The sequence below is a fragment of the Candidatus Baltobacteraceae bacterium genome (genome assembly GCA_036488875.1).
Classification (GTDB): Bacteria; Vulcanimicrobiota; Vulcanimicrobiia; order Vulcanimicrobiales; family Vulcanimicrobiaceae; genus JAFAHZ01.
In genome coordinates, this window is record DASXGW010000002.1 from 57,846 (window position 1) to 77,685 (window position 19,840).

General features: G+C 63.7%; 19 protein-coding genes. 13 read left to right on the plus strand and 6 right to left on the minus strand.

Annotation, left to right across the window (positions count from 1 at the left end; genetic code table 11):
• The first annotated feature begins 13 nt into the window (after positions 1-13).
• From proS to VGG89_02810, 6 genes are read left to right on the plus strand one after another with little or no spacing between them, the layout of a single operon-like run.
• On the plus strand, positions 14-1,471 hold the full coding sequence (proS, locus tag VGG89_02785) for a proline--tRNA ligase (protein ID HEY1975456.1): 1,458 nt from the start codon (positions 14-16) through the stop codon (positions 1,469-1,471).
• Positions 1,455-2,012 carry a hypothetical protein gene (locus VGG89_02790; GenBank protein HEY1975457.1) on the plus strand — a complete coding sequence of 186 codons (558 nt, stop codon included), beginning with the start codon at positions 1,455-1,457 and terminating at the stop codon, positions 2,010-2,012. The genes proS and VGG89_02790 overlap by 17 nt, the downstream gene beginning before the upstream one ends.
• Positions 2,013-2,018: 6 nt before the next feature.
• On the plus strand, positions 2,019-3,275 hold the full coding sequence (locus VGG89_02795; GenBank protein ID HEY1975458.1) for a pitrilysin family protein: 1,257 nt from the start codon (positions 2,019-2,021) through the stop codon (positions 3,273-3,275).
• Entirely contained in the window at positions 3,275-4,159 is an 885-nt protein-coding gene (locus VGG89_02800; GenBank protein ID HEY1975459.1) for a DUF2837 family protein, read from the plus strand. Before VGG89_02795 ends, VGG89_02800 begins: the two co-directional genes overlap by 1 nt.
• A gap of 13 nt (positions 4,160-4,172) precedes the next feature.
• On the plus strand, positions 4,173-4,799 hold the full coding sequence (locus VGG89_02805; protein ID HEY1975460.1) for a hypothetical protein: 627 nt from the start codon (positions 4,173-4,175) through the stop codon (positions 4,797-4,799).
• Positions 4,800-4,809: 10 nt separating this feature from the next.
• Positions 4,810-5,595: a DUF4239 domain-containing protein gene (locus VGG89_02810; protein HEY1975461.1), complete on the plus strand. Its 786-nt coding sequence runs from the start codon at positions 4,810-4,812 to the stop codon at positions 5,593-5,595.
• Here the strand turns inward: VGG89_02810 and VGG89_02815 are convergent.
• From VGG89_02815 to VGG89_02825, 3 genes are read right to left on the minus strand one after another with little or no spacing between them, the layout of a single operon-like run.
• Complete coding sequence (locus tag VGG89_02815) at positions 5,573-7,144, minus strand: glycosyltransferase family 39 protein (protein HEY1975462.1); 1,572 nt, start codon at positions 7,142-7,144, stop codon at positions 5,573-5,575. The genes VGG89_02810 and VGG89_02815 overlap by 23 nt on opposite strands.
• A 50-nt stretch (positions 7,145-7,194) precedes the next feature.
• Positions 7,195-7,611, minus strand: coding sequence for a GtrA family protein (locus tag VGG89_02820; protein HEY1975463.1), 417 nt, complete (start codon positions 7,609-7,611; stop codon positions 7,195-7,197).
• A 1-nt stretch (position 7,612) separates the two neighbouring features.
• Positions 7,613-9,154, minus strand: a complete 1,542-nt coding sequence (locus tag VGG89_02825; GenBank protein ID HEY1975464.1) for a mannosyltransferase family protein — start codon at positions 9,152-9,154, stop codon at positions 7,613-7,615.
• 65 nt (positions 9,155-9,219) lie between these two features.
• Between VGG89_02825 and glpX the strand changes: the two genes are divergently transcribed.
• The 7 genes from glpX to VGG89_02860 are packed head-to-tail and all read left to right on the plus strand — an operon-like array spanning position 9,220 to position 16,227.
• Positions 9,220-10,191: a class II fructose-bisphosphatase gene (gene glpX / locus VGG89_02830; GenBank protein ID HEY1975465.1), complete on the plus strand. Its 972-nt coding sequence runs from the start codon at positions 9,220-9,222 to the stop codon at positions 10,189-10,191.
• A gap of 4 nt (positions 10,192-10,195) precedes the next feature.
• Positions 10,196-11,635, plus strand: a complete 1,440-nt coding sequence (locus tag VGG89_02835) for a dihydrolipoyl dehydrogenase (GenBank protein ID HEY1975466.1) — start codon at positions 10,196-10,198, stop codon at positions 11,633-11,635.
• A 1-nt stretch (position 11,636) separates the two neighbouring features.
• Positions 11,637-12,527, plus strand: a complete 891-nt coding sequence (locus VGG89_02840) for a nitrilase-related carbon-nitrogen hydrolase (GenBank protein HEY1975467.1) — start codon at positions 11,637-11,639, stop codon at positions 12,525-12,527.
• Positions 12,511-13,359 (plus strand): NAD+ synthase, encoded by an 849-nt coding sequence (locus VGG89_02845; GenBank protein ID HEY1975468.1) that lies wholly within the window; start codon positions 12,511-12,513, stop codon positions 13,357-13,359. The genes VGG89_02840 and VGG89_02845 overlap by 17 nt, the downstream gene beginning before the upstream one ends.
• Before the next feature lie 57 nt (positions 13,360-13,416).
• Positions 13,417-13,995: an NAD(P)-dependent oxidoreductase gene (locus VGG89_02850; protein ID HEY1975469.1), complete on the plus strand. Its 579-nt coding sequence runs from the start codon at positions 13,417-13,419 to the stop codon at positions 13,993-13,995.
• On the plus strand, positions 13,982-15,226 hold the full coding sequence (locus VGG89_02855; protein ID HEY1975470.1) for a competence/damage-inducible protein A: 1,245 nt from the start codon (positions 13,982-13,984) through the stop codon (positions 15,224-15,226). Before VGG89_02850 ends, VGG89_02855 begins: the two co-directional genes overlap by 14 nt.
• Positions 15,223-16,227 (plus strand): hypothetical protein, encoded by a 1,005-nt coding sequence (locus VGG89_02860; protein HEY1975471.1) that lies wholly within the window; start codon positions 15,223-15,225, stop codon positions 16,225-16,227. Before VGG89_02855 ends, VGG89_02860 begins: the two co-directional genes overlap by 4 nt.
• 6 nt (positions 16,228-16,233) lie before the next feature.
• On the opposite strand, the gene VGG89_02865 is transcribed toward VGG89_02860, so the two are convergent.
• The 3 genes from VGG89_02865 to VGG89_02875 are packed head-to-tail and all read right to left on the minus strand — an operon-like array spanning position 16,234 to position 19,790.
• The gene (locus VGG89_02865; GenBank protein ID HEY1975472.1) at positions 16,234-17,262 is read right to left on the minus strand and encodes a Gfo/Idh/MocA family oxidoreductase; all 1,029 of its coding nucleotides are present in this window, start codon (positions 17,260-17,262) and stop codon (positions 16,234-16,236) included.
• 6 nt (positions 17,263-17,268) lie between these two features.
• Positions 17,269-18,567 carry an aspartate aminotransferase family protein gene (locus VGG89_02870; GenBank protein ID HEY1975473.1) on the minus strand — a complete coding sequence of 433 codons (1,299 nt, stop codon included), beginning with the start codon at positions 18,565-18,567 and terminating at the stop codon, positions 17,269-17,271.
• The gene (locus VGG89_02875) at positions 18,564-19,790 is read right to left on the minus strand and encodes an acyl-CoA reductase (GenBank protein HEY1975474.1); all 1,227 of its coding nucleotides are present in this window, start codon (positions 19,788-19,790) and stop codon (positions 18,564-18,566) included. Before VGG89_02875 ends, VGG89_02870 begins: the two co-directional genes overlap by 4 nt.
• Positions 19,791-19,840 lie beyond the last annotated feature (50 nt).

The window sequence follows — 19,840 nt, forward strand, 5'->3', positions numbered from 1 at the left end:
AACGGGGCCGGTCATGTCCGATGGCTCCCACGTCCCCGTCGTTAAGGAGATCCCTCCGAAAGCGGCCGACCTCTCCGCGTGGTACACCGCCGCTTGCCTAAAGGCCGAGCTGGTGTCGTACTCGCCGGTGCGCGGCTGCGTCGTCCTGCGGCCCTACGGATTCGGTTTGTGGGAGAACCTGCAGCGCCATCTCGACGAGCGATTCAAAGCGACCGGCCACGAGAACGCGTACTTTCCGCTGCTGATTCCCGAATCGCTATTGATGAAGGAAGCGCAGCACGTGGAAGGCTTCGCGCCCGAAGTGGCGTGGGTAACGCAGGGCGGCCAGGAAGAGCTCACCGAGCGTTTGGCAATCCGGCCGACCTCTGAGGTCATCATCGGCACGATGTACGCACAGTGGGTCGAATCGTATCGCGATCTGCCGATCCTCATCAATCAGTGGGCCAACGTCGTGCGGTGGGAGAAGGCGACGCGTCCGTTCTTGCGGACGATGGAGTTTCTCTGGCAGGAAGGTCACACGGCGCACGCGTCGGCGCGCGAGGCGCGTGAGGAGACGCTGCGCATGCTCGACGTCTACCGCGATTTCGCGGAGAACGTCGCGGCGGTGCCCGTCTACGCCGGCGTCAAGAGTGCCAGCGAACGCTTCCCGGGTGCGATCGAGACTTTTTCGATCGAAGCGCTGATGCCCGACGGTAAAGCGCTGCAGTCGGCGACGTCGCACGATCTCGGTCAGAACTTCGCACGCGCGTACGATATCACGTTCACCGATACGGACCAGCAAGTCAAACACGCACACACGACCTCCTGGGGAATGTCGTGGCGCATGCTCGGCGCGATGATCATGGTGCACGGCGACGATCGCGGACTCCGCGTGCCGCCGAAAATGGCGCCGATCGAAGCGGTTTTCGTTCCGATCGTCCGATCGAACGACGACCGGGCGCTGCAGGCTTGCCGCGAAACGGCCGACGTGCTTTCGAAGGCCGGCTTTCGCGTGCGCGTCGACACGCGCGACGAACAGCCCGGATGGAAGTATAGCGAGTGGGACGTGCGCGGCGTTCCCGTGCGAATCGAGATCGGCCCGCGGGACGTCGAAGCCGGAACCGCCGTGGTCGTGCGCCGGGATCGCCCCAAAGGCGACAAACAGCAGAAGCAGACCGTTTCGCTGGAGACCCTCCCGCGGATTTTGCCGGCGTTACTCGACGACATCCAGCAATCGCTCTTCGATCAAGCCAAGCAGTTCCTGGAGGAGCACACCTTCCTCACTCAGGATCGCTCGCAGTTCTTCGACATGTGCCGCAATCGGGCCGGCATGATCGAGATTCCGTGGTGCGGCCGCCCCGAATGCGAAGCGCACGTGAAGGCCGAAACGAGCGCGACCACGCGCGTTCTGCGCGATCTGGCCGGCCACGCGCTCTGCGTCGCCTGCGGCGAACCCGCCAAAGTGAATGCGTACTTTGCGCAGAGTTATTAGCGCGCTCGCGAGCGTCGCGTTCGCCGTGCAGCTAACCTGCGGCGTCGCATTCGCGCACACTCCTACGGTGGCGGAGTTGGATGCGGATTCGCGTGCCGCCGGCAACCGAGTCGATATCGCCGAGCGAATCGGCGAAAGCGTCTTCAAGACGACGTGGGCGGCACAAGTCAGTCAGATCTCCGCGAACGCGGTTGGCAAGCACGTGATCGTGGGCATCCGCGTGTGGGGCGTGAAGTTTCACCGCCCGATCGCGCGCCGCGAGTTTCTCGACGAGGTGGCGTCGCTGGTTGAGACGGCGTTTGCGGCGGCGCCCGAGGCGGAAGAAGTCGACCTATGGGCGAGCGTTCCGATCTCGGTGGGCAAGGGTGTCATCGTCAGCGGCGATCTCGCCAAGCCGACCACCCGAACCGTCTTCAGCATCAGCGTGCGTCGCGGCGCGACGTCCGAAGCGATTCTCGCGAAGGCTTCCGGCTCGACCGCGTTTTGGGACCAGGATTGGGAGCGTTCGGCTTTCAACAGTGGATTAGCCAGGAACCCGTGAGTTAGGATGTATCAAAAAACGACGCTCCCGAACGGATTACGCGTGCTCACCGAGACGATGCCTGCGGTGCGCTCGGCGTCGATTGGGGTATGGGCCGACGTCGGGTCGGCGCTGGAAACGCGCGCGTCGCGCGGGATCTCGCACCTGGTCGAGCACATGCTCTTTAAGGGTACGACGCGCAGGTCGGCCCGCGCGATCGCCGAGACGATGGACGGCGTTGGCGGTAACCTCAACGCCTTTACCGATAAAGAGACGACCTGCTACTACGCCAAGGTGATCGATCGTCACGTGCCGCTGGCGCTCGATGTATTGGCGGATATGTTTCTCAACTCGACGTTCGATCCGGGCGAGCTCGCCAAAGAGCAGAACGTCGTGCTGGAAGAAATCAAAATGTACGAAGACTCCCCCGACGAGCTCATTCACGATCTCTTCCTGCAGACGATGTGGAACGGAGCCGATCTCGGCGAGCCCACGATTGGATTCGCGGACAGCGTCCTCAAGGTGACGCCCGACGCGTTGCGGACACATATGCGCGGGCACTACGCGCCCAACTCGGTCATCGTGGCCGCCGCCGGCAACGTCGAACACGACCGCTTCGTCGAGATGGTGTCGGAGCAGTTCGCGTCGTTCGAAGGCACCTGCGCGTTGCCGACCGCCGAAGCGCCGCAGTCGACGCCGGCCGTGCACGTGCGTCACAAGGACAGCGAGCAGGCCTACGTCGTGCTCGGAACGCGCGGCTTATCCGTTCGCGACGAGCGTCGCTACGCGCTTTCGCTGCTGGACACTATTCTGGGCGGCGGCATGTCGAGCCGGCTCTTCCAAGAAATTCGCGAGAAGCGCGGGCTGGTGTATACGGTCTATTCGTTCCAAGCCGCCTACCGTGAAGCCGGCCTGTTCGGCGTGTATTGCGGCACGTCGCCCGAACACGTGCAGTCGTGCATCGACCTCACCGTCGAGCAGTTTCATCGCGTCGCCGACGAGCGCGTGAGCGACGACGAGCTGCATCTGGCCAAAGAACACATGAAGGGGAACCTCACCCTGTCGCTCGAGTCCACGTCGAGCCGAATGATCCGCTTGGGGCGCAACGAGTTCGCGCTCGGGCGCTATCTGTCGCCCGAGGAGATCGAGGCGCGCGTCGATGCAGTGACGGCGGACGAACTCCAAGAGCTGGCACAGGAACTGCTGCCCGACCCTAACGTCGGGCTGTGCGTCATCGGACCCGTCGACGAATCTACGATTTCCTGGAGTCGCGACGCGGCCTAGTGGCCCCTAACCACTTCCCGATTCCAGAGGTATGGTCGGGCCGTCTTATTGGCGCGATAGCCATCACGTTCATTACGCAAGGGATAACGATCGGCGCGTACGCCGCGCGCCTGGCGGGCGTGCAGACCAAACGCATCGCTACCTCGATCTCGCTTTTCAACCTGTTCGTGACGGCCGGACGTCTGGCGAATTTGTTTATGATTTTCTTCGTTGGGCCGCTTGCCGATCAAGCCGCGGGCGCCGTGACGAAGCTGGCGAGCGACCCTGCAGCGGCGGCGGTTTGGCAGCGGACGTTTGAAGTGCAGCTTCGCCTGATCGTCTTAGGTGGAACCGTCGGTATGGCGTTGTTCGCGTTGCTGCTCCCGCTGTTTGCCTATTTATTCCGTCGCGGGGTGCACTCGTTCGAAGCGCGCGGCTCGATTCCGCACTCGCTGGCGCGGCTCGTGTCGCCGAGGGTCATTGGAGAGGTACTGCGTGCCCAGCGTCTGCCGTCTTGGAGCGAGATACGGGCGTTCGAATGGCGCTGGATTCCCAAACGGTTGTTGATCTTCAATACCGTCGTCATGTGCGTCTACGCTATCGGCGTGCAGGCGTCGTACCTTGCGTCCGTGCTCGACGTGCACTGGCGTGCGACGGCGATCGGCCTCTCGGGGGTGATAAACGGAGTAGGAACCATCGCTTTCACCCTATTCGTCGACCCCACGTCGGCGATGATCACGGACCAGGCCGTCCATGGAAGGCGCACCGTCGAGGAAGTCCGCAGCATGGTGTTCTATCTTTCTTTGACGGCCATCGTCGGGACGTTGTTGTCTCAAGCCATCTTTTACCCGGCCGCGGTCGTCATCGAGGCTGTAGCGCGCTTTGCGGGACATGTACGGTTTTAGGTTAGCGACGACGTTGGCTCTGCTGATGACCTTGTGCGGCTGCGCCGGGTCGATCGAGCATTGGATCGTCAACGTGCGCGTGCACCAGGGCGACGCCGCGCTGGTCCGCGGGAACGTCCGCGAAGCTTCGCTGGCCTACGGACTGGCTTTGCGCGTCGATCCAACCGACGTACGCGCCCAAGCGGGCTACGTGGAGGCAGCGGCGGGGTTGGCCAAAGACGAGTACACCAAGGGCGACTTCGAAGACGCGATGGCCACGATCGCGCACGGACTGGCGGTCGATCCGCAGAGCGTCCGGCTCGAAGGCCTCAAGACCACGATCGAACAGGCGCGCCTCAAACGCGAGATCGTCATATCGAACTATCCGACGTACGGACAGAGCGGATTAGCGATCGAGAAAGCGTACGTTCAGCTCGATACCACAAACAAGCTGCTGCTGCGCAGCCTGCACCGATTCGGTTATACGTTCGACGCTAACGATCTCACCGACGCGATCAAGCGCAGCTACGAGCTGCAGTTGGACATTTCGAAGAACACGAATCGCCTGATCGTCTACCGGCAGCTCGTGACCTCCGGCGTTCCAGCGGCCACGTCAACCGTCACGTCGGGCAGCTCGTCTTCGCTGTTGCCTCTGCCGTGAGGCTGCCCTGATGATCCAGTCTTTCGAGCAGTTGCCGATCGCGCTGAGCGGGATTTTGGTTATCGGCGGCTTCTTGGTGCTGACCCTCGTTATTGGTAATATCATCGCGCGTGTGCTGCCCTCCAGCGTGCGCGAGGAGCATAACGACTTGGCCGGGTTTATCTTGGCCGTGGTCGGCGTCATTTACGCCGTACTGCTCGCATTCATCGCCATCGGCGTCTGGGAACGGTTCGAAATGGCCGAAGCGCGTACGTACGAGGAGGCGACAAACCTGACGATCGTCTATCGCGACGCCGGATCGTTTTCGACCGGATCGGGGCTGCGCGCGGCACTGCGCGATTACGTTAAACACGTGATCGACGACGAGTGGCCGATGATGCAGCGCGGCGAGCGGGCCGTTGAGGCGCGATTACTTTTGGAGTCCGTCGATCGCGACATCCGTAACCTTCCGGCCAATTCGCCGCGTCTGCAGAATATCCAAGCGCAGATGCTGGCGGCGATAGCGGTCGCGCTCCAGGACCGCGACGCCCGGCTGTCGATGGACGCGACGGGGATCAACGGGATCATGTGGGCCGTTTTGATCGCTGGTGCGTTCGTAACGGTCGGATTTACGTACCTCTTCGGATTCAAGCAGACGATCATGCAACAGCTCATGATCGGATCGCTCAGCGTTTTGATCGGGCTCGTGCTCTTCTTGACGCTTGCCCTGGACTATCCGTTTAGAGGGGGACTTACGGTGGCGCCCGATGCCTTTGAGAACGCCCTCTGGGTGTTCAATACGATCGGGCCGCAGTAGGCAGCGTACAGACGCGGTGCGCGTCGAGAAACGCGCGCCCACGTCCGCGGCGTTCGGCGTTGCGAAACGCACGCCAGAACGCGTCGGCCTTCGGCGCAATTCTAGCAGGGTCGGTTTGGTAAACGGGCCATTCGGCCGTCGGATTTAGCAGCGGAAAGCGCTGCAACCACGCGCAGAGCTCGGTATTGCGGCGCAGCCGGTTGTCTTCGATCGAGATGAAATAGCGCGCACCCTTGCGGATCGCGCTCTCCTCGTCGAACGGGGTCCAAAGCGCGGGATCTTCCTCCCACCCAAAGCGATCGACGTAGTACTGCACGTCGGGTCCGTAGTGTCCGATGACGACCAGCGCGTTGCGATCGAGCGTGCGGTCGAGCGCGACGGCATTGCGATAGGCCGCCTTGGGGTAGGCGTAGTAGGGCGCGGCGGTCGCGACGCCGTCGACCAGTACGACGGCGCCCACGAGCGGAACGATCGCGACGAGCGCGTACCGCGCCGCCGCGGCGAGCGTCATCCGTGCGATCGAGCTGACGTAGGCGGCGAGCGCGCCTCCCGTGACCAGCGCGAACGGTGGAACGAGAAGCAGCATGTAGTAGTCGACGCGCTCGACGGTAACGACGACAAAAACGTAGACGAGCCCCGCCGCAAGCCAACCCCACAGTACCGATTTCGTTCGCGCGCCTATCCATCCCAAAGCAATGAAACTTCCCAGCGCCAGCCAAAACCCGATCGCGCCGGCGATCGTGGCCGCAAACATGCCGATCGCCTCCCGGAAGAGAACGAGCTTGTCGACAAAGGCCGGCAGACTCGTAAACGCCGCTCTTAGCGCCGGCAGCACGTGCAACGTGGTAATGCCGCTGGCCCAATGCCATTCCGCGTACGATGCAACCCGCCGGTCGTAGAGCCACAACACCGCCAGCGGCACGACGACCAGCACGGCAAGCGCCGTCACGCGCGTGTGTATACCCGAACGAGCGCGTTCCCAGATCCCGCACAGAACGGGAACCAGGCCGACGACGGCGACCGGCTTCGCCAGATACGCAAACGTGAGCAGCGCTGCCGAGCGCGCCAGCGCCCGCGGATCCATCTGCTCGTTTTCCAAAAGGAAACGGGTTACGGCATATACCGCTGCCGTAAGGAAGAACACCATCGCCGTATCCGGTGTAAACGTGCGGCCGTAATACACGCTCCCCGGATACACGGCAAAGAAGAACGCGCCGATTAGTCCAGCCAAGGAGCTCGAAAAAAGCCACCGCCCGAAGAAGCCGATAACGACGACCGTCCCGACGCTAAACGCAATGGAAACCAGCCGTCCGAATACCTCGTGTATTCCGAAGAGTTTGTAGAGAGTCGCAGCTAAGAACGGAACGATTTGCAGCTCGAGCTCGACGTAGTTCGGCGGCGGACCATTGTAGGTCGTCTGCGGATACATAATGTCGTACCGGAGCCGAAAGAAGTTGCGCGCAATACCGGCCGTATCGCCCTGTCGCCACGCGGGATGATCGAGAATCGGATCGTGAATGCCCTTGAGCCGCAGTGCAACGGCTATCAAGACGACAACGAGCAGCCCGGCTCCCCACCACAGCGAGGACCGGGACGGCGTTACGCTACGTGTTTGAACGTCCAATATTTGTTGATGAAGAAGTTGACGAATATTCCGGCGACGGTCGCGACGAGCCACGTCTTATGACCGTGCCCGAGCCACGGACTCACGGCGGCCGAAACGCCGAGACCGACGCCGAGCGCGACCGCCGAAACGGTGAGGAACTGCGCACCCTCGCGAACGGCGTCGCCCTGCGAACGGAACGTCCAAATGCGGTTGAAATAATAGTTCGAGACGCCGCCGGCCATGAATGCAAGGGAGTAAATGATATTGTACTGCAAGGGGCGTGAGTGGTCGGGGACGACGCGCTGAAGCAAGGTGAAGACGACCAGATTGACGACGAAGCCCGACGCTCCGACGATGCCGAACTTTACGAACTGGCGTACGCCGCGGCGTTCGGTCAGCGATGCGAGCACCTTAGGCAACCCAATACCAATCTGCGAAGAGCACGGTAAACAGACCTAGGAGCGGCAGCGAAAACGCGAGGATCACGTTGTTGATCCACGGGCGTTCTCCCCAGCGCGCCAAAATGACGAACATCGGAAAGAGAACCAGCGCGAAACGCGGCATCGACATGAGGCTCGACGTAGACATCGGTACGAGAATCGATAGCGCCATATACGCGATGAACGCCGGGCGCAGGCTGCGGAAGCCGAACGCTAGGACGCCGATCATCAGGAAAGTGAAGGAGATTTCGAGCGACTGCGTGGCGACGGTTTGACCGGTCGTGGCGATGGCGATCTTGTGGAAGGCGTTATAGACGCTCACCCATGGCGGGGCGAGGTGGCGGTTCCAGTGGGTTTGGACGTGCGAAAAATAAAGCGGATCGGCGCGAAGCACCCACAAGTACGCCATGTAGACCAGCAGTCCGCAGAGGATCAACGCGACCGGCGCGAGGTTCGCGAACGCCAACCCCCGCTCGCGGCCGCCGCGCCTGAGCACGGACCAATACGTCGTCAGCCATTCGATCGCAAACGGTACGACGAGGAGAATGCCCTCAACGCGCGTCAGCGCGGCAAGGAAGCCGATCGCTCCGGCCAGCCACCAGCGATGCGCGCGCATGTAATAAAACGACGCGACCGACAGCATGAAGAAGAGCGATTCGGGATAGACCGCCGAGAAGAACACGGCGGTCGGGAAGACCGATACGTAAAAGATGCCGCGTCGAGCGACGCCGCGGTCGAATTCGTGCTCGAGCAGCTTATAGAGGAAAAGCAGTCCGAAGAAAAATGCGGCGTTGGAAATGAGCAATCCGGCAACGAGATGGTTGCCCGCGAACGCTCCCACGATTCGGATGAGATAGGGATAGAGCGGGAAGAACGCCATGTCGGTGCCTTGATAGCCGCGCGTCGCGATATCCAGGTAGTGCACGGCATCCCAGCGTCCCCACACGGCGAGCAGCACCGTGCGCGATTCCTGAACGTGTTCGCCGGGGCGTTGACCGATGATAACCGCCGCGAGTTCGGCAATGACGAGAATCGCGGCGCGCGTAGCGACGAAGTCGACGAGGACCTCGCGCACCGTTTGGTTGAAACGCGCCGCGATAAAAACTTTTGCGACGCAGAAAAGCGCGACGGCCAGCAGAAAGACGCGCGCGCCGTGCACGTATTCGACCGGCAAGAAGAACGTCAACCACAGCAGCCAGAACGGCAGCCACGTTAGGGCGTCGTATTGCAGCGATCGCAACTGCGTCACGCCGGCGCGCCGTGAAAAGTAGCGTGCGTAGCCGATCCATAAGGAAATCGAGGCGAGCGGACCCGCAATGACGGCGGCGAGTAAGGCCAGGTTGCTCAGTGCCGGGTCGTGGCGCGGAACGACGAGTGCGTACCAAGCGAAGAAACCGAGGGTGAAGCCGGCAAAGGCGACTGTGGCGAACGCGCCCGTTCCCGGCGCGAGGAGAACGTCGAAGCGAAGCGAGCGTGGTCGCGACGTTTGCGGCAGGTGCGTACTGGCGGACACGGCGACGCATCGTTTTAAAGGAAATAGCCCGCATCCCTTGTAGGTCTCGCCACATGGCTCGAACGATGGCAGGTACCGTCTTCAACCACCCGGTTCATTCGCTCGATTTCGTGAAAGTCACTGAAAGCGCGGCCTTGGCTGCCTCGCGCTGGATGGGGCGCGGGGAACGCGACGCGGCCGACGGTGCGGCGGTGGAGAAGATGCGCGAATCCCTCGGCGAGATGGAGATTTCGGGCCGCATCGTCATCGGTGAGGGCGAGCGCGACGAAGCGCCGATGCTGTACATCGGCGAAGAAGTCGGTGCCGGCGGCGAGGAGGTCGACATCGCGGTCGATCCCGTCGAAGGCACGAATCTCGTGGCGAACGGCTTGCCGAACTCGATCGCCGTTATGGCGATCTCGGAGCGCGGCGGACTGCTGCACGCACCCGATTCGTACATGAAAAAGCTGGCCGTCGGTCCCAAAGCCGCACCGTACGTCCACATCGACGCTCCCGTGCAAGAAAACCTGGAAGCGGTTGCCAACGCGCTCGAGAAGCCGATCAACGACGTCTGCGTCGTCATTCTCGATCGGCCGCGTCACGCCGACTTGATTCGCGAGGTGCGCGAAGCCGGCGCGCGGATTCGCTTGATTTCCGACGGCGACGTCGACGCGTGCATTGCGACCGCGATCGACAATACGGGCATTCACGTCGCGATGGGAACCGGCGGCGCGCCCGAAGGCGTGCTTGCCGCCGCCGCCATCAAGTGTTTGGGCGGAAACTTCATGGGCCGGCTGGAGCCGCGGAACGAAGAAGAAGCTAATCGCGCAATTGCGATGGGCTTCGGCGATCTCAAGCGCGTGCTGGAGATCGAAGATTTGGTCAAGAGCGACAACGTGATCTTCTGCGCGACCGGCATTACGGACGGCGATCTCGTTCGCGGCGTACGGTTCTACGGCAACCAGGCACGCACGCATTCGATTCACGTCCATTCTGGTGGAACCGTGCGCTTTATCGAATCGATTCACCGGCTTGGTGCGCGCCCGACGGGGCGCTAAACCCGTGAAACGGCATAAACACGACGTCGCGATCGTCGGTGCGGGCTCCGGCGGTTACGCCGCCGCGCGCACGTCGCGCGATTTCGGATGTGACGTCGCGATGATCGACACGGGTCCACTCGGGGGTTTATGCATATTACGCGGCTGCATGCCCAGCAAAGCCGTGATCGCTTCGAGCGACGCCATCTACGACGTGCGGGAAGCCGCCCATCTGGGGATTCACGCGAGCGGCGTGCGAGCCGACGTGCCGGCGATCTTTGCCCGAAAGCGGATGCTCGTCAAAGAGTTTGCGGACTACCGGATCGAGGGCATCGAACGCTTTCCGCTGTATAGCGGGCCGGCGCGGTTTCTCTCGCCCACGGAAGTCGCCGTCGGCGACGACGACGTCGTGGAAGCAAAACATTTCGTCGTTGCGACCGGCAGCGTCATTCCGCCGGCGGCCTTATCGGGTTTGGCGGAAACGGGTTACGTCGATACCGACGGCGTGCTCGAGCTCGAGCGGATTCCGGAGTCGGTGGTCGTTCTCGGCGGCGGATATACCGCGTGCGAACTCGGCCAGTTCTTGGCTCGGATGGGTGCGAAGACGACGATCTTGATCCGCAGCGGTCATTTGCTGACGCACGCCGACGAGGACGTCGGCGGCGCGTTGACCGGCTACTTCAGAGATGAAGGCATCGAGGTCATTACGGGCACGTCGCTACGGCGTGCCGAGCGACGCGGCGCCAAGAAGATCGTGCATTTCACGGTGGACGGCCGGCCGCAAGAGGTCGCGGCCGACGAGATCTTCTACGCGCTCGGCCGAACGCCGAACGTTGCCGGGCTGGATTTGGAGAAGGCTGGTATCGCCTATCACGCAATCAGAGGCATCGACGTCGACGCCACGCTTCGCACGAGCAATCCGAACATCTACGCGGTCGGCGACGTGACCGGCGAATACATGCTCGTACACGTCGCGATTTACCAAGGCGAAGTAGCGGCGCGCAATGCGTGTCTCAACGGTCGGGAAGAAGCCGATTACGGCCTCGTCGCCGCCCACACGGTCTTCTGCGATCCCCAAGTCGCGGCGGCCGGCAAGTCGGAGAAGATGCTCCAGCGTGAAGGCGCTCGATACGTGCGCGGCCGCTACGATTTCGCCGAGCACGGAAAGGCGCAATGCCTCGGAAAGACCAAAGGCTTCGTCAAGATGATGGCGGACGCCCAGGACGGGCGGATCTTGGGCGCGTCGGTGATCGGTCCGCAAGGGTCGGAGCTCATCCACGAGGTCATCGTCGCGATGAACTTCAGATCGACCGTCGCGGAGTTCATGCGCATTCCGCATCTGCACCCGACGCTGGCGGAAATCTGGACGTATCCGGCCGAAGAGTGCGCCGCGCAGCTCGGCATGAAGGCGCCCGGCGACGAACAGATGGAGCTGGCGACCAGCGTGGACGCGACGCCGCCGTAACATGCGCGTCGCGATCGTTCAGACTAAGCCGGCCAAAGGCCGCTACGAAGAGAATCTTCGCGCGGCTGTCGAGGCGTTTGCGCAGTTGCGGGAACGCGAGCCGGAGCTCGTCGTTTTCCCGGAAGGCGCCTTTACGGGTTACTTCTTAGAGGGCGCCGTCTTCGATCTCGCGTTGCCGGCCGCAACGTTCGCGACCGATCTCGCGGCGGCGTGGCAGGCGGCGTGCGGCGACGCCGAGGTGGATATCGTCTCGGGATTTTTTGAAAACGACGACGGAACTTATTACAACAGCGCCCTCTACCTGCACGTCGCGGGCGGAAAAGGCGACATCCTGCACGTTCATCATAAGATGTTCCTCCCGACGTACGGCGTCTTCGACGAAGAGCGGTTCCTATCGCGCGGCCGTAAGCTGAGCGTCTTCGAAACGCGTTTCGGGAAAGCAGCGATGCTCGTGTGCGAGGACGTCTGGCACACGATCGTGCCGACCATCGCCGCGATCAAAGGCGCGCGTCTGGTCATCGTTCCCAGCGCTTCTCCGGGACGCGGCATCGACGGCGACGGCGAGCTCAGCAGCGTGACGCGCTGGCGGCAAATTCTGCGCGTGACGGCAGCCGAGCACGGCATCTTCGTCTTGTATGCCGGGTTGACGGGTTTCGAAGGCGGCAAAGGCATGTCGGGATCGTCGACCGTGATCGATCCGCACGGCAACGTGCTGGTGGAAGCTCCGGTCGACCAATCGTGCATCGTCACCGCGGATATCGACTTGCGCGACATCGACCTGGCGCGCGCAAGCTTCCCGCTTATCGGCGATCTCGATGCGGTGCTGCCGGATCTTTTGCTCGACGAAGAGCTGCCGCTGCCGCGCGGAGGACGCGATGCTGCCGATCGTTGAAGCGGCGCGCCCGACGCTCGAGCCGCCGGGCATCGACGCGGCCGTGACGGCCGAATGGCTGACCTCGTTCCTGCGCGACGAGCTTGCCGGCCGGCGCAATATTTCTCGCGCCGTCGTCGGGCTCTCCGGCGGCGTGGATTCGGCGGTGACGGCGTTCCTGTGCGCGCGCGCGCTCGGCGCCCAGAACGTGTATGCGATTCGGATGCCGTACGCCACGTCGAGTTCGTCGAGCTTGTCCGACGCGCAGCTGGTCGTCGACGCGTTGGGTATTCACTGCCGCACGATCGAGATCACCGCGGCCGTGGACGGATACCTGCAGTACGAATCGGACGCGAACGGACGGCGCCGCGGTAACGTCATGGCCCGTACGCGCATGGTCGTGCTCTTCGATCAATCGGCGAAATACGACGCCCTTCCCATCGGAACGGGAAACAAGACCGAACGGCTGCTCGGGTATTTCACGTGGCACGCCGACGATACGCCCCCCGTCAATCCGATCGGCGATCTGTTTAAAACGCAGGTGTGGGAACTAGCCCGCTATCTCGGCGTTCCGCCCGCACTGATCGAGAAGGCTCCGAGCGCCGACCTCGAGGCGGGTCAGACCGACGAAGCCGATCTCGGCATAACGTACGCGCGCGCCGATGCGATTCTGGCGCAGCTGCTGCTCGGGTACTCCAACGCGCAGCTCGTGACGCGCGGCTTTGCCGCCGAGGAGGTCGCCCTGATACGCAGGCGCGTGGACGGGACGCACTGGAAGCGCCACCTTCCCACGACCGCGATGCTCACGAGCACCGCAATCAACGAGTTTTACTTACGCCCCGTCGACTACTGACAATATGTGTCATCCTGAGCGTAGTCGCGAAGCGACGAAGTCGAAGGGCAGGCGTATGTGAGAAAAGCTTTTTTCCCCGTCGGTTTGAATCTCGACGGGCGCAAGTGCGTCGTCATCGGCGCGCCCGACGACCGCGAAGCGATCGAGAAAACCGCGGCTTTGGAAGAGTCCGGTGCAAACGTTCGCCGGCTGACCGATCCGCGGGCGGTTCGCGACGAGGATGTGATCGACGCATTCTTCGTGATTTCGACGCCGCAGGACGAGGCGCTCTCCGCGCGTCTGCGCGCATTGGCCGATCGGCACCGGTTCCTGCTCTGCTGCATCGATCAACCGGCTCACGGATTCGTCGCGATGACGGCGATTGCCAAGGCCGGTCCCGTCCGCGTCGCGATCTCGACGGCCGGCCTTGCGCCGCGCGTCGGCAAGAAACTGAAGCAGGCGCTCCAGCGCGCGATGGATGCGACGTTTGCGGCGTTCGTCGGCGAACTCGCCGAGCGCCGGCAGCGCGTGCGCGAAGCGCACCCTCACGTTGAGGAATCGGCGCTGCGCCGCTCCGACGCGATCGAAGCGGCCGACGGTTTTGAAGCCGACGTGACCTTTCGCTATCCTCAGTGGTTCCGCAATGGCGGCGCTTGAACTGATTGCCGTCGGCACGGAGCTGCTGCTGGGGCAGCTCGTCGACACGAACACCACGCATATCGAGCAGCAGCTGGCGGAAAACGGAATCGACGTGCGCGCAACCCACACGATCGGCGATAATCGCGAACGCATCGCGGCGGTGATCTCCGACGCGCTCGCGCGAGCCGACGGCGTCATCACGACGGGCGGGCTCGGCCCGACGATCGACGACCTCACGAAGGAGGCGGTCTGCGACGCGCTCGGTTTCGGCGTGGAGTTATACGAGCCGGCGCTGCGGCAAATGGAGTCCTTCTTCGCGCAGATCGGCCGCGAGATGCGTCCCAACAATCGCAAGCAGGCGGAGTTGCCGGCCGGCAGCCGCCCGCTCGACAATCCGCACGGCACGGCGCCCGGGTTCGTCGCGTTCGACGCAAACGGAAAGTTCGTCGCTTGCATGCCGGGCGTGCCGCGCGAGATGAAACCGATGCTGGCAGAGCGCTTACTGCCGTTCTTACGCGAGCGGTTTGCGGTGAACTCGGCGATTTACACGCGCGTGCTCCATACCATCAATCTCGGCGAGTCGGAGATCGACCATCGCATCGACGACCTCTTTCGTGCCGGTGAAAACCCGAAGATTGCCGTACTCGCGCACGAGTATCGCGCCGACGTGAAGATCATGGCCAAAGCGGCGTCGGCGCGAGAAGCGCAAGCGATGATCGCCCCGATCCAGCGCGAGATCGAGATGCGGCTCGAGGGTCACGTTTTCGGAACCGATGAAGCGACGATCCAGTCGTCGATTCACGCAGCGCTGCAGGCGCGCGGCGAAATGCTCGCGGTCGCCGAGTCGTGTACGGGCGGCCGCATCGCGGCAGCGCTCACGAGCGTTCCGGGCTCGTCGAAGAGCTTCACCGGCGGGGTCGTGGCGTACGACAATGCCGTCAAAACGGCGGCGCTCGGCGTCGAGGCCGAGCTCATCGAGCGCGCCGGTGCGGTGAGCGAAGAGGTCGCGATCGCGATGGCCCGGGGAGCGCGGGAACGCCTCGGGGCCGACGTGGCCCTGTCGACGACCGGCATTGCGGGCCCTGACGGCGGCACCCCGGAGAAGCCGGTCGGGCTCGTATGGTTCGCGATCGACGACGTTTCGGGGGCGCGCGCGTGGCGGATCGTGTTCCGGGGCGATCGCGCTGCCGTGCAGAGCCGCGCGACGACCGCTGGGTTGGGTATGATCTGGAAACGATGCCATGGGTGAGACTGCTTGCTTGCGCGGCGCTCGCCGGCTCGCTTGCTGCTTGCACGGCCGTCGAACGACTCGCGCACAAACCGGCGCAATACATCGACCTGAACTATCCGGTCGGTAAGAGCGCTCAACAACAATATCCGCACACGGTCGATGCGTCCGGCGCGCTGTGGTACATCGACGGCGACGCGCTCGTCCGCTCGACTGCACCGTCGCGGCGCGACGTCGTGCACGATCCGGACGTTAAATCCGGCACGCTTTTTTGGTACGACCGGGCCGTGTATGCCGTCGACGGCAGCGGAACGACGCTGGCGCGCGTCGGCACGAAGCTGCACGTCGAACCCACCGATGTGCCCGATAAATACGCGCCGGTGGAGGGAGCTATCGCCGACTCGCGTAACCGCTGGGTCGTCCTCGCACAAACCAAACCGCACGAGCTTGCCGTGCTGGACGTCTGGAAGTGGTACGGCGAGCGGATTCCGGCATCCATCGACCCGTACGCGTCGACGTTAGCGGGCGGAGCTCACGGCAAAAAGTATCTCGTCGTCGCCGACGCGACCAAACCGGTCATCGCGATCAAGAACCGCTGGAACGGCCGCTCGGTAATCGTTAGCGTTCCCGACAACGCGTGCTTTTCGGGTTCGCGCGGTACGTGGCACGTGCCGGTCGACGTTCGCGGCCGAGACAGTACGAAAACCTGGGTGACGGCCGGAAGCCACATCGTCTCCATTGACCTTCCGAGCAAGCGAACCTTGCGCACTTGGGACGTCGACGGGTGCGCGATGCGCATCTTACGTGCGGACGCCGATCAGGCGACGGTCCTCTTGGGATCGCGTGACGGCAACACGTTCACGTCATCGGTCGTGCGCGTCGACCACGGCGGCGTTCATCCGCTCGATCAGTACGGAAAACTCGACGGTCTGGCCGGCGGCGCGATTATCGACCGCTACGAACGTTTGTGGTGGTACGACGCGAAAGCTCACGCTTTCGTCTGCCGCACCCCCCTCGCTTAACCGGCGTTAGCTTCCGTACCCTACTGCTTTTAGCACCCGTTGCGTTGCGACGGCGTCTTCGAACGTCGGCAGAGCGTTGGGTTGGCCTTCGATCGCTTTGACGAACTCGTCGTAGAGCTCCATCAACAGTGGAACGTTTCCGTTGATCGTGCTGAGTTTGGCGTACGGTGACGGCTTGCAGTCGAGCTCGCTGGTTTCATCCTTCTCAACGGTAAAGAGCTGGAGTTCGATCATGCTGGAGCCGCTGGCAACCGCACTGCGATCCTCACCGTGTAGCGCGCACGTATATCCCTCCGCCGCGGTCGTGCCGTCGACCGTCAACCGCGCGATGAGCCCGTCACCGTAATCGAGCAGCGCGAACGCGCCGTCGTCAACCGTCGACGCAAACTCGCCCTCGTCGTCGTGCCGAACCACATTTGCCGTGCGCGTCATGCCGAGCGTGCGCTGCGGCACGCGCGCGACCAGCCAGCTAGCCTGATCGATGAGATGTGATAGCATCGCGCCCGCGAGGCCGCCGCCGCGATCGCGGTCGAACCACCACCCGCGCGTGCGGCGGCTCGATCGATGGAGCATCGGGCGCAGTGACGTGATCTCGACGTCGCGCAGCGGATCGAGATGATGGTTGACCACCAGCTCCTTGAGCGCTTGCGCTTGCGGAACGAAACGAAACTCGTGAGCGACCCCGCACGCGGTGCCGGCCGCTTTGGCGGCACCCAGCATCGCCTCGGCGTCCGCGACGCTGATTGCAAAAGGCTTCTCGCAGATGACGGGCTTGCGCGCGTCGAGCGCGGCCGACACGTCATCTTTATGCGCAAACGGTGGGGAAGCAATCGTGACGGCGTCGAGCTCGACGCCCGCGAGCATTTCGGCGCACGACCGAAAATGATGCGGTATGCCGCGCTCCTCCGCGACGCGCGCCGCGCTGTGCGGCGACGCGAGCGCGACGACCTCGAATCGTTTATGGGCTAACAGGGCCGGAAGGTGCGCGTGGACGCCGAACCCGGCGCCGGCGATTCCGATGCGATAGGTTTTCACGATACGTTACTCGTTGCTCCGAATGGCGGCTTCGAGCAGCTCGATCCCGCGACTGAGCTGTCGATCGGTGATGACTAAGGGCGGTGCGACGGTGACGGTGTCGCCTTCCGGGCCCGCCTGCAGAACGATGACGCCCGATGCAAGCGCGCGTTTGACGACGCGATCCGCCGTCGCCGCGTCGCGAAGCTGGATGCCCCAAAACAAGCCGCGGCCGCGGACGCCGCTGACGTTCTTGCGTGCGCGCAGCGCGTCCAGACGGGAAGCCAGCGCGAGTCCGGCTTGCCGCGCTTTCGCCGGAAGTGCCATCCGCTCGATTTCGCTGATCGTTGCCAGCGCCGCGGCGCAGCCCATGGGGTTGCCGAGGTACGTCGACGTGTGCAGCGCTTCCCCGGTGGAGAGCGGCCACGCGTCCATGATCTCCGGGCGTCCGGCGCAGGCGCTGATCGGGAAGCCCGATCCCATCGCCTTACCGATGCAGATGATGTCGGGGACGACGCGATCGTGCTCGACGGCGAACCACGTTCCCGTTCGCCCGAATCCCGTGTAAATTTCGTCGGCGATCATCACGACGCCAAGCTCGGTGCACACATCTTTTAGCGCCGCGAGATACCCGGGCGGAGGCACGATGCAGCCGGCGCGTCCCTGAATCGGTTCGACGATCAGCGCCGCAACGTTGCCGTCGCGCTCGATGGCTTCGCGCGCCGTCGCAACGGCAGCACCGGTATTCGCGCCCGCGACGTTATGCGGGTACTCGAGGAAGATCGCGCTCGGGCCAAGCGCGCCCGCAAACGGCGTTCGGAACTTCTCGACGCCGCAGAGCGGCAACGCGCCGAGCGAAAGTCCGTGATAGGCGTTGCGATAGGCGACGAAGTGCGATTTGCCGGTCGAAAGCATCGCGGTTTTGAGCGCGGCTTCGACGGCTTCGGATCCCGTCGTCGCCAAAAACGTCTTGGTCAGTCCGCGCGGCAGCACGGTCGCGAGCTTTTCCAGCAATCGCGTTCGGGCTTCGTGCGGATGAACGTCGCCCATGCCGTGCATGAGCCGCGCGGCTTGGTCGGCAACGGCGGAAATGACGTAGGGATTGCCGTGACCGGCGTTCGCGACGCCAAACGCTGCCGTAAGATCGATGTAGCGGTTGCCGTCGACGTCGGTGACGGTCGCGCCGCTCGCCGACTCCCAAAACACCGGAAACTCGTCGCTGAGGTACGTGACGTTGCGCGACTCGTGCGCGCGCAGCGAGGGAAGCAGTTCGGCCGTGCGTGGACCAGGTATCGCAGTGACGACGCGTTCGAGTTCGTCGCTCATCGTTCGTCGTCGATCCAGCGAACGAACTCGGCGATGCGCGGACGGCCGCCGTGCCGTCCTGCCGCGACCGGGGATTGCAGCTCGCCGAAACGGGCGATGCGCGAGGCACCGGTTGCAACGGCCATGGCCGTAATATCGTCGCGCGCGCCGGCCACCGCAACGGCTTCGACCGGGAGCCGATGCGCCGTGCAATAGGCCACCACGTCGGCGGGGCGCGAAACCGCGCGCACGCCGATGGCGCGCGGCAAGAACGAGGGAGGTTCGTCGAGCGTCGCGGTCGCGTCGACGAGGAACGTCGCCGTGGTATCGGAGTGCGTGCCGCCGCGGCCTTGGGCCGCGCGAAATGCCGACAAGTCTCGTGCCGCTGCGACGCTCGCAACGGTCTGTGGCGAGCGCTCTGCGACGGGAAATTCCACGTTTGCGCGTTCGACCGCGCGCGCGAGCACCTCGGCGAACGCGTCGGGCGTGACGGTGCCCCCAACCTCCACGAAGAGCGCGTGCAAACTCAAGCAGCCCTCGGTTTCGTAGAGGACGAGGTCGCGCGCCGCGCCCCCAGCCGTTTCCTCGGCTTGCCTTGGCGTCGCGAGCGCCTCGCGAGCGACGTAACCGATGCTCGCCCGCGTACCGAACGGAATCAGCCGGGTACGCGGCGTCAACGTACTCGCAATCGACGCGATCGTTTCGTCGTCACCGAACGCGACGACGACGTCGAACTCGGCCAGATCGCGCTCGCGAACCGCGCCCTCCCACTGTGCGGCAAGCGCCGTGCCGGCAAACTCCTCGAGCTCTTCCTTTAAGGTCGCGAAGAACGCCGCAATCAACGCGTCCTCGCGGTCCTTCACCACGACGTCGCACTTAGCCAGCAGTGCGAAGATTGCCGGGAAGAGCGCGACCCCAACGGTCGTACGGCTAGAGATCACGCAGACGCGTCCCGCGGGGAGCGCACGCTCGCGCGGGCCGTTACCGCGCACCGCGAATCCGTCGAGGACGTCGAGGGTTCCCAGCTCGCGCTCGACGGTTGCTTCGAGTTCGACTGCAGTCAACGCCCCGAACAGCCGGTCCAGCGCATACTCCGCCGCCGGCATGGAGTATCCGGTGCGCGCGCAGACGCGTTCGAGCGCCCGCACGCGAGGGGGAAAGTCGCCGTCCCTCCACCGCTCGGCCGCGTCGGCGATCGCACGTAGAATCGAACGGACCGGTCGCGCGGCTAGGCCTTTTCTCATCTGACGCTCACTCGTTCTTCTTAGGAGCCCGAGGTTCCCAAGGAAGGGAT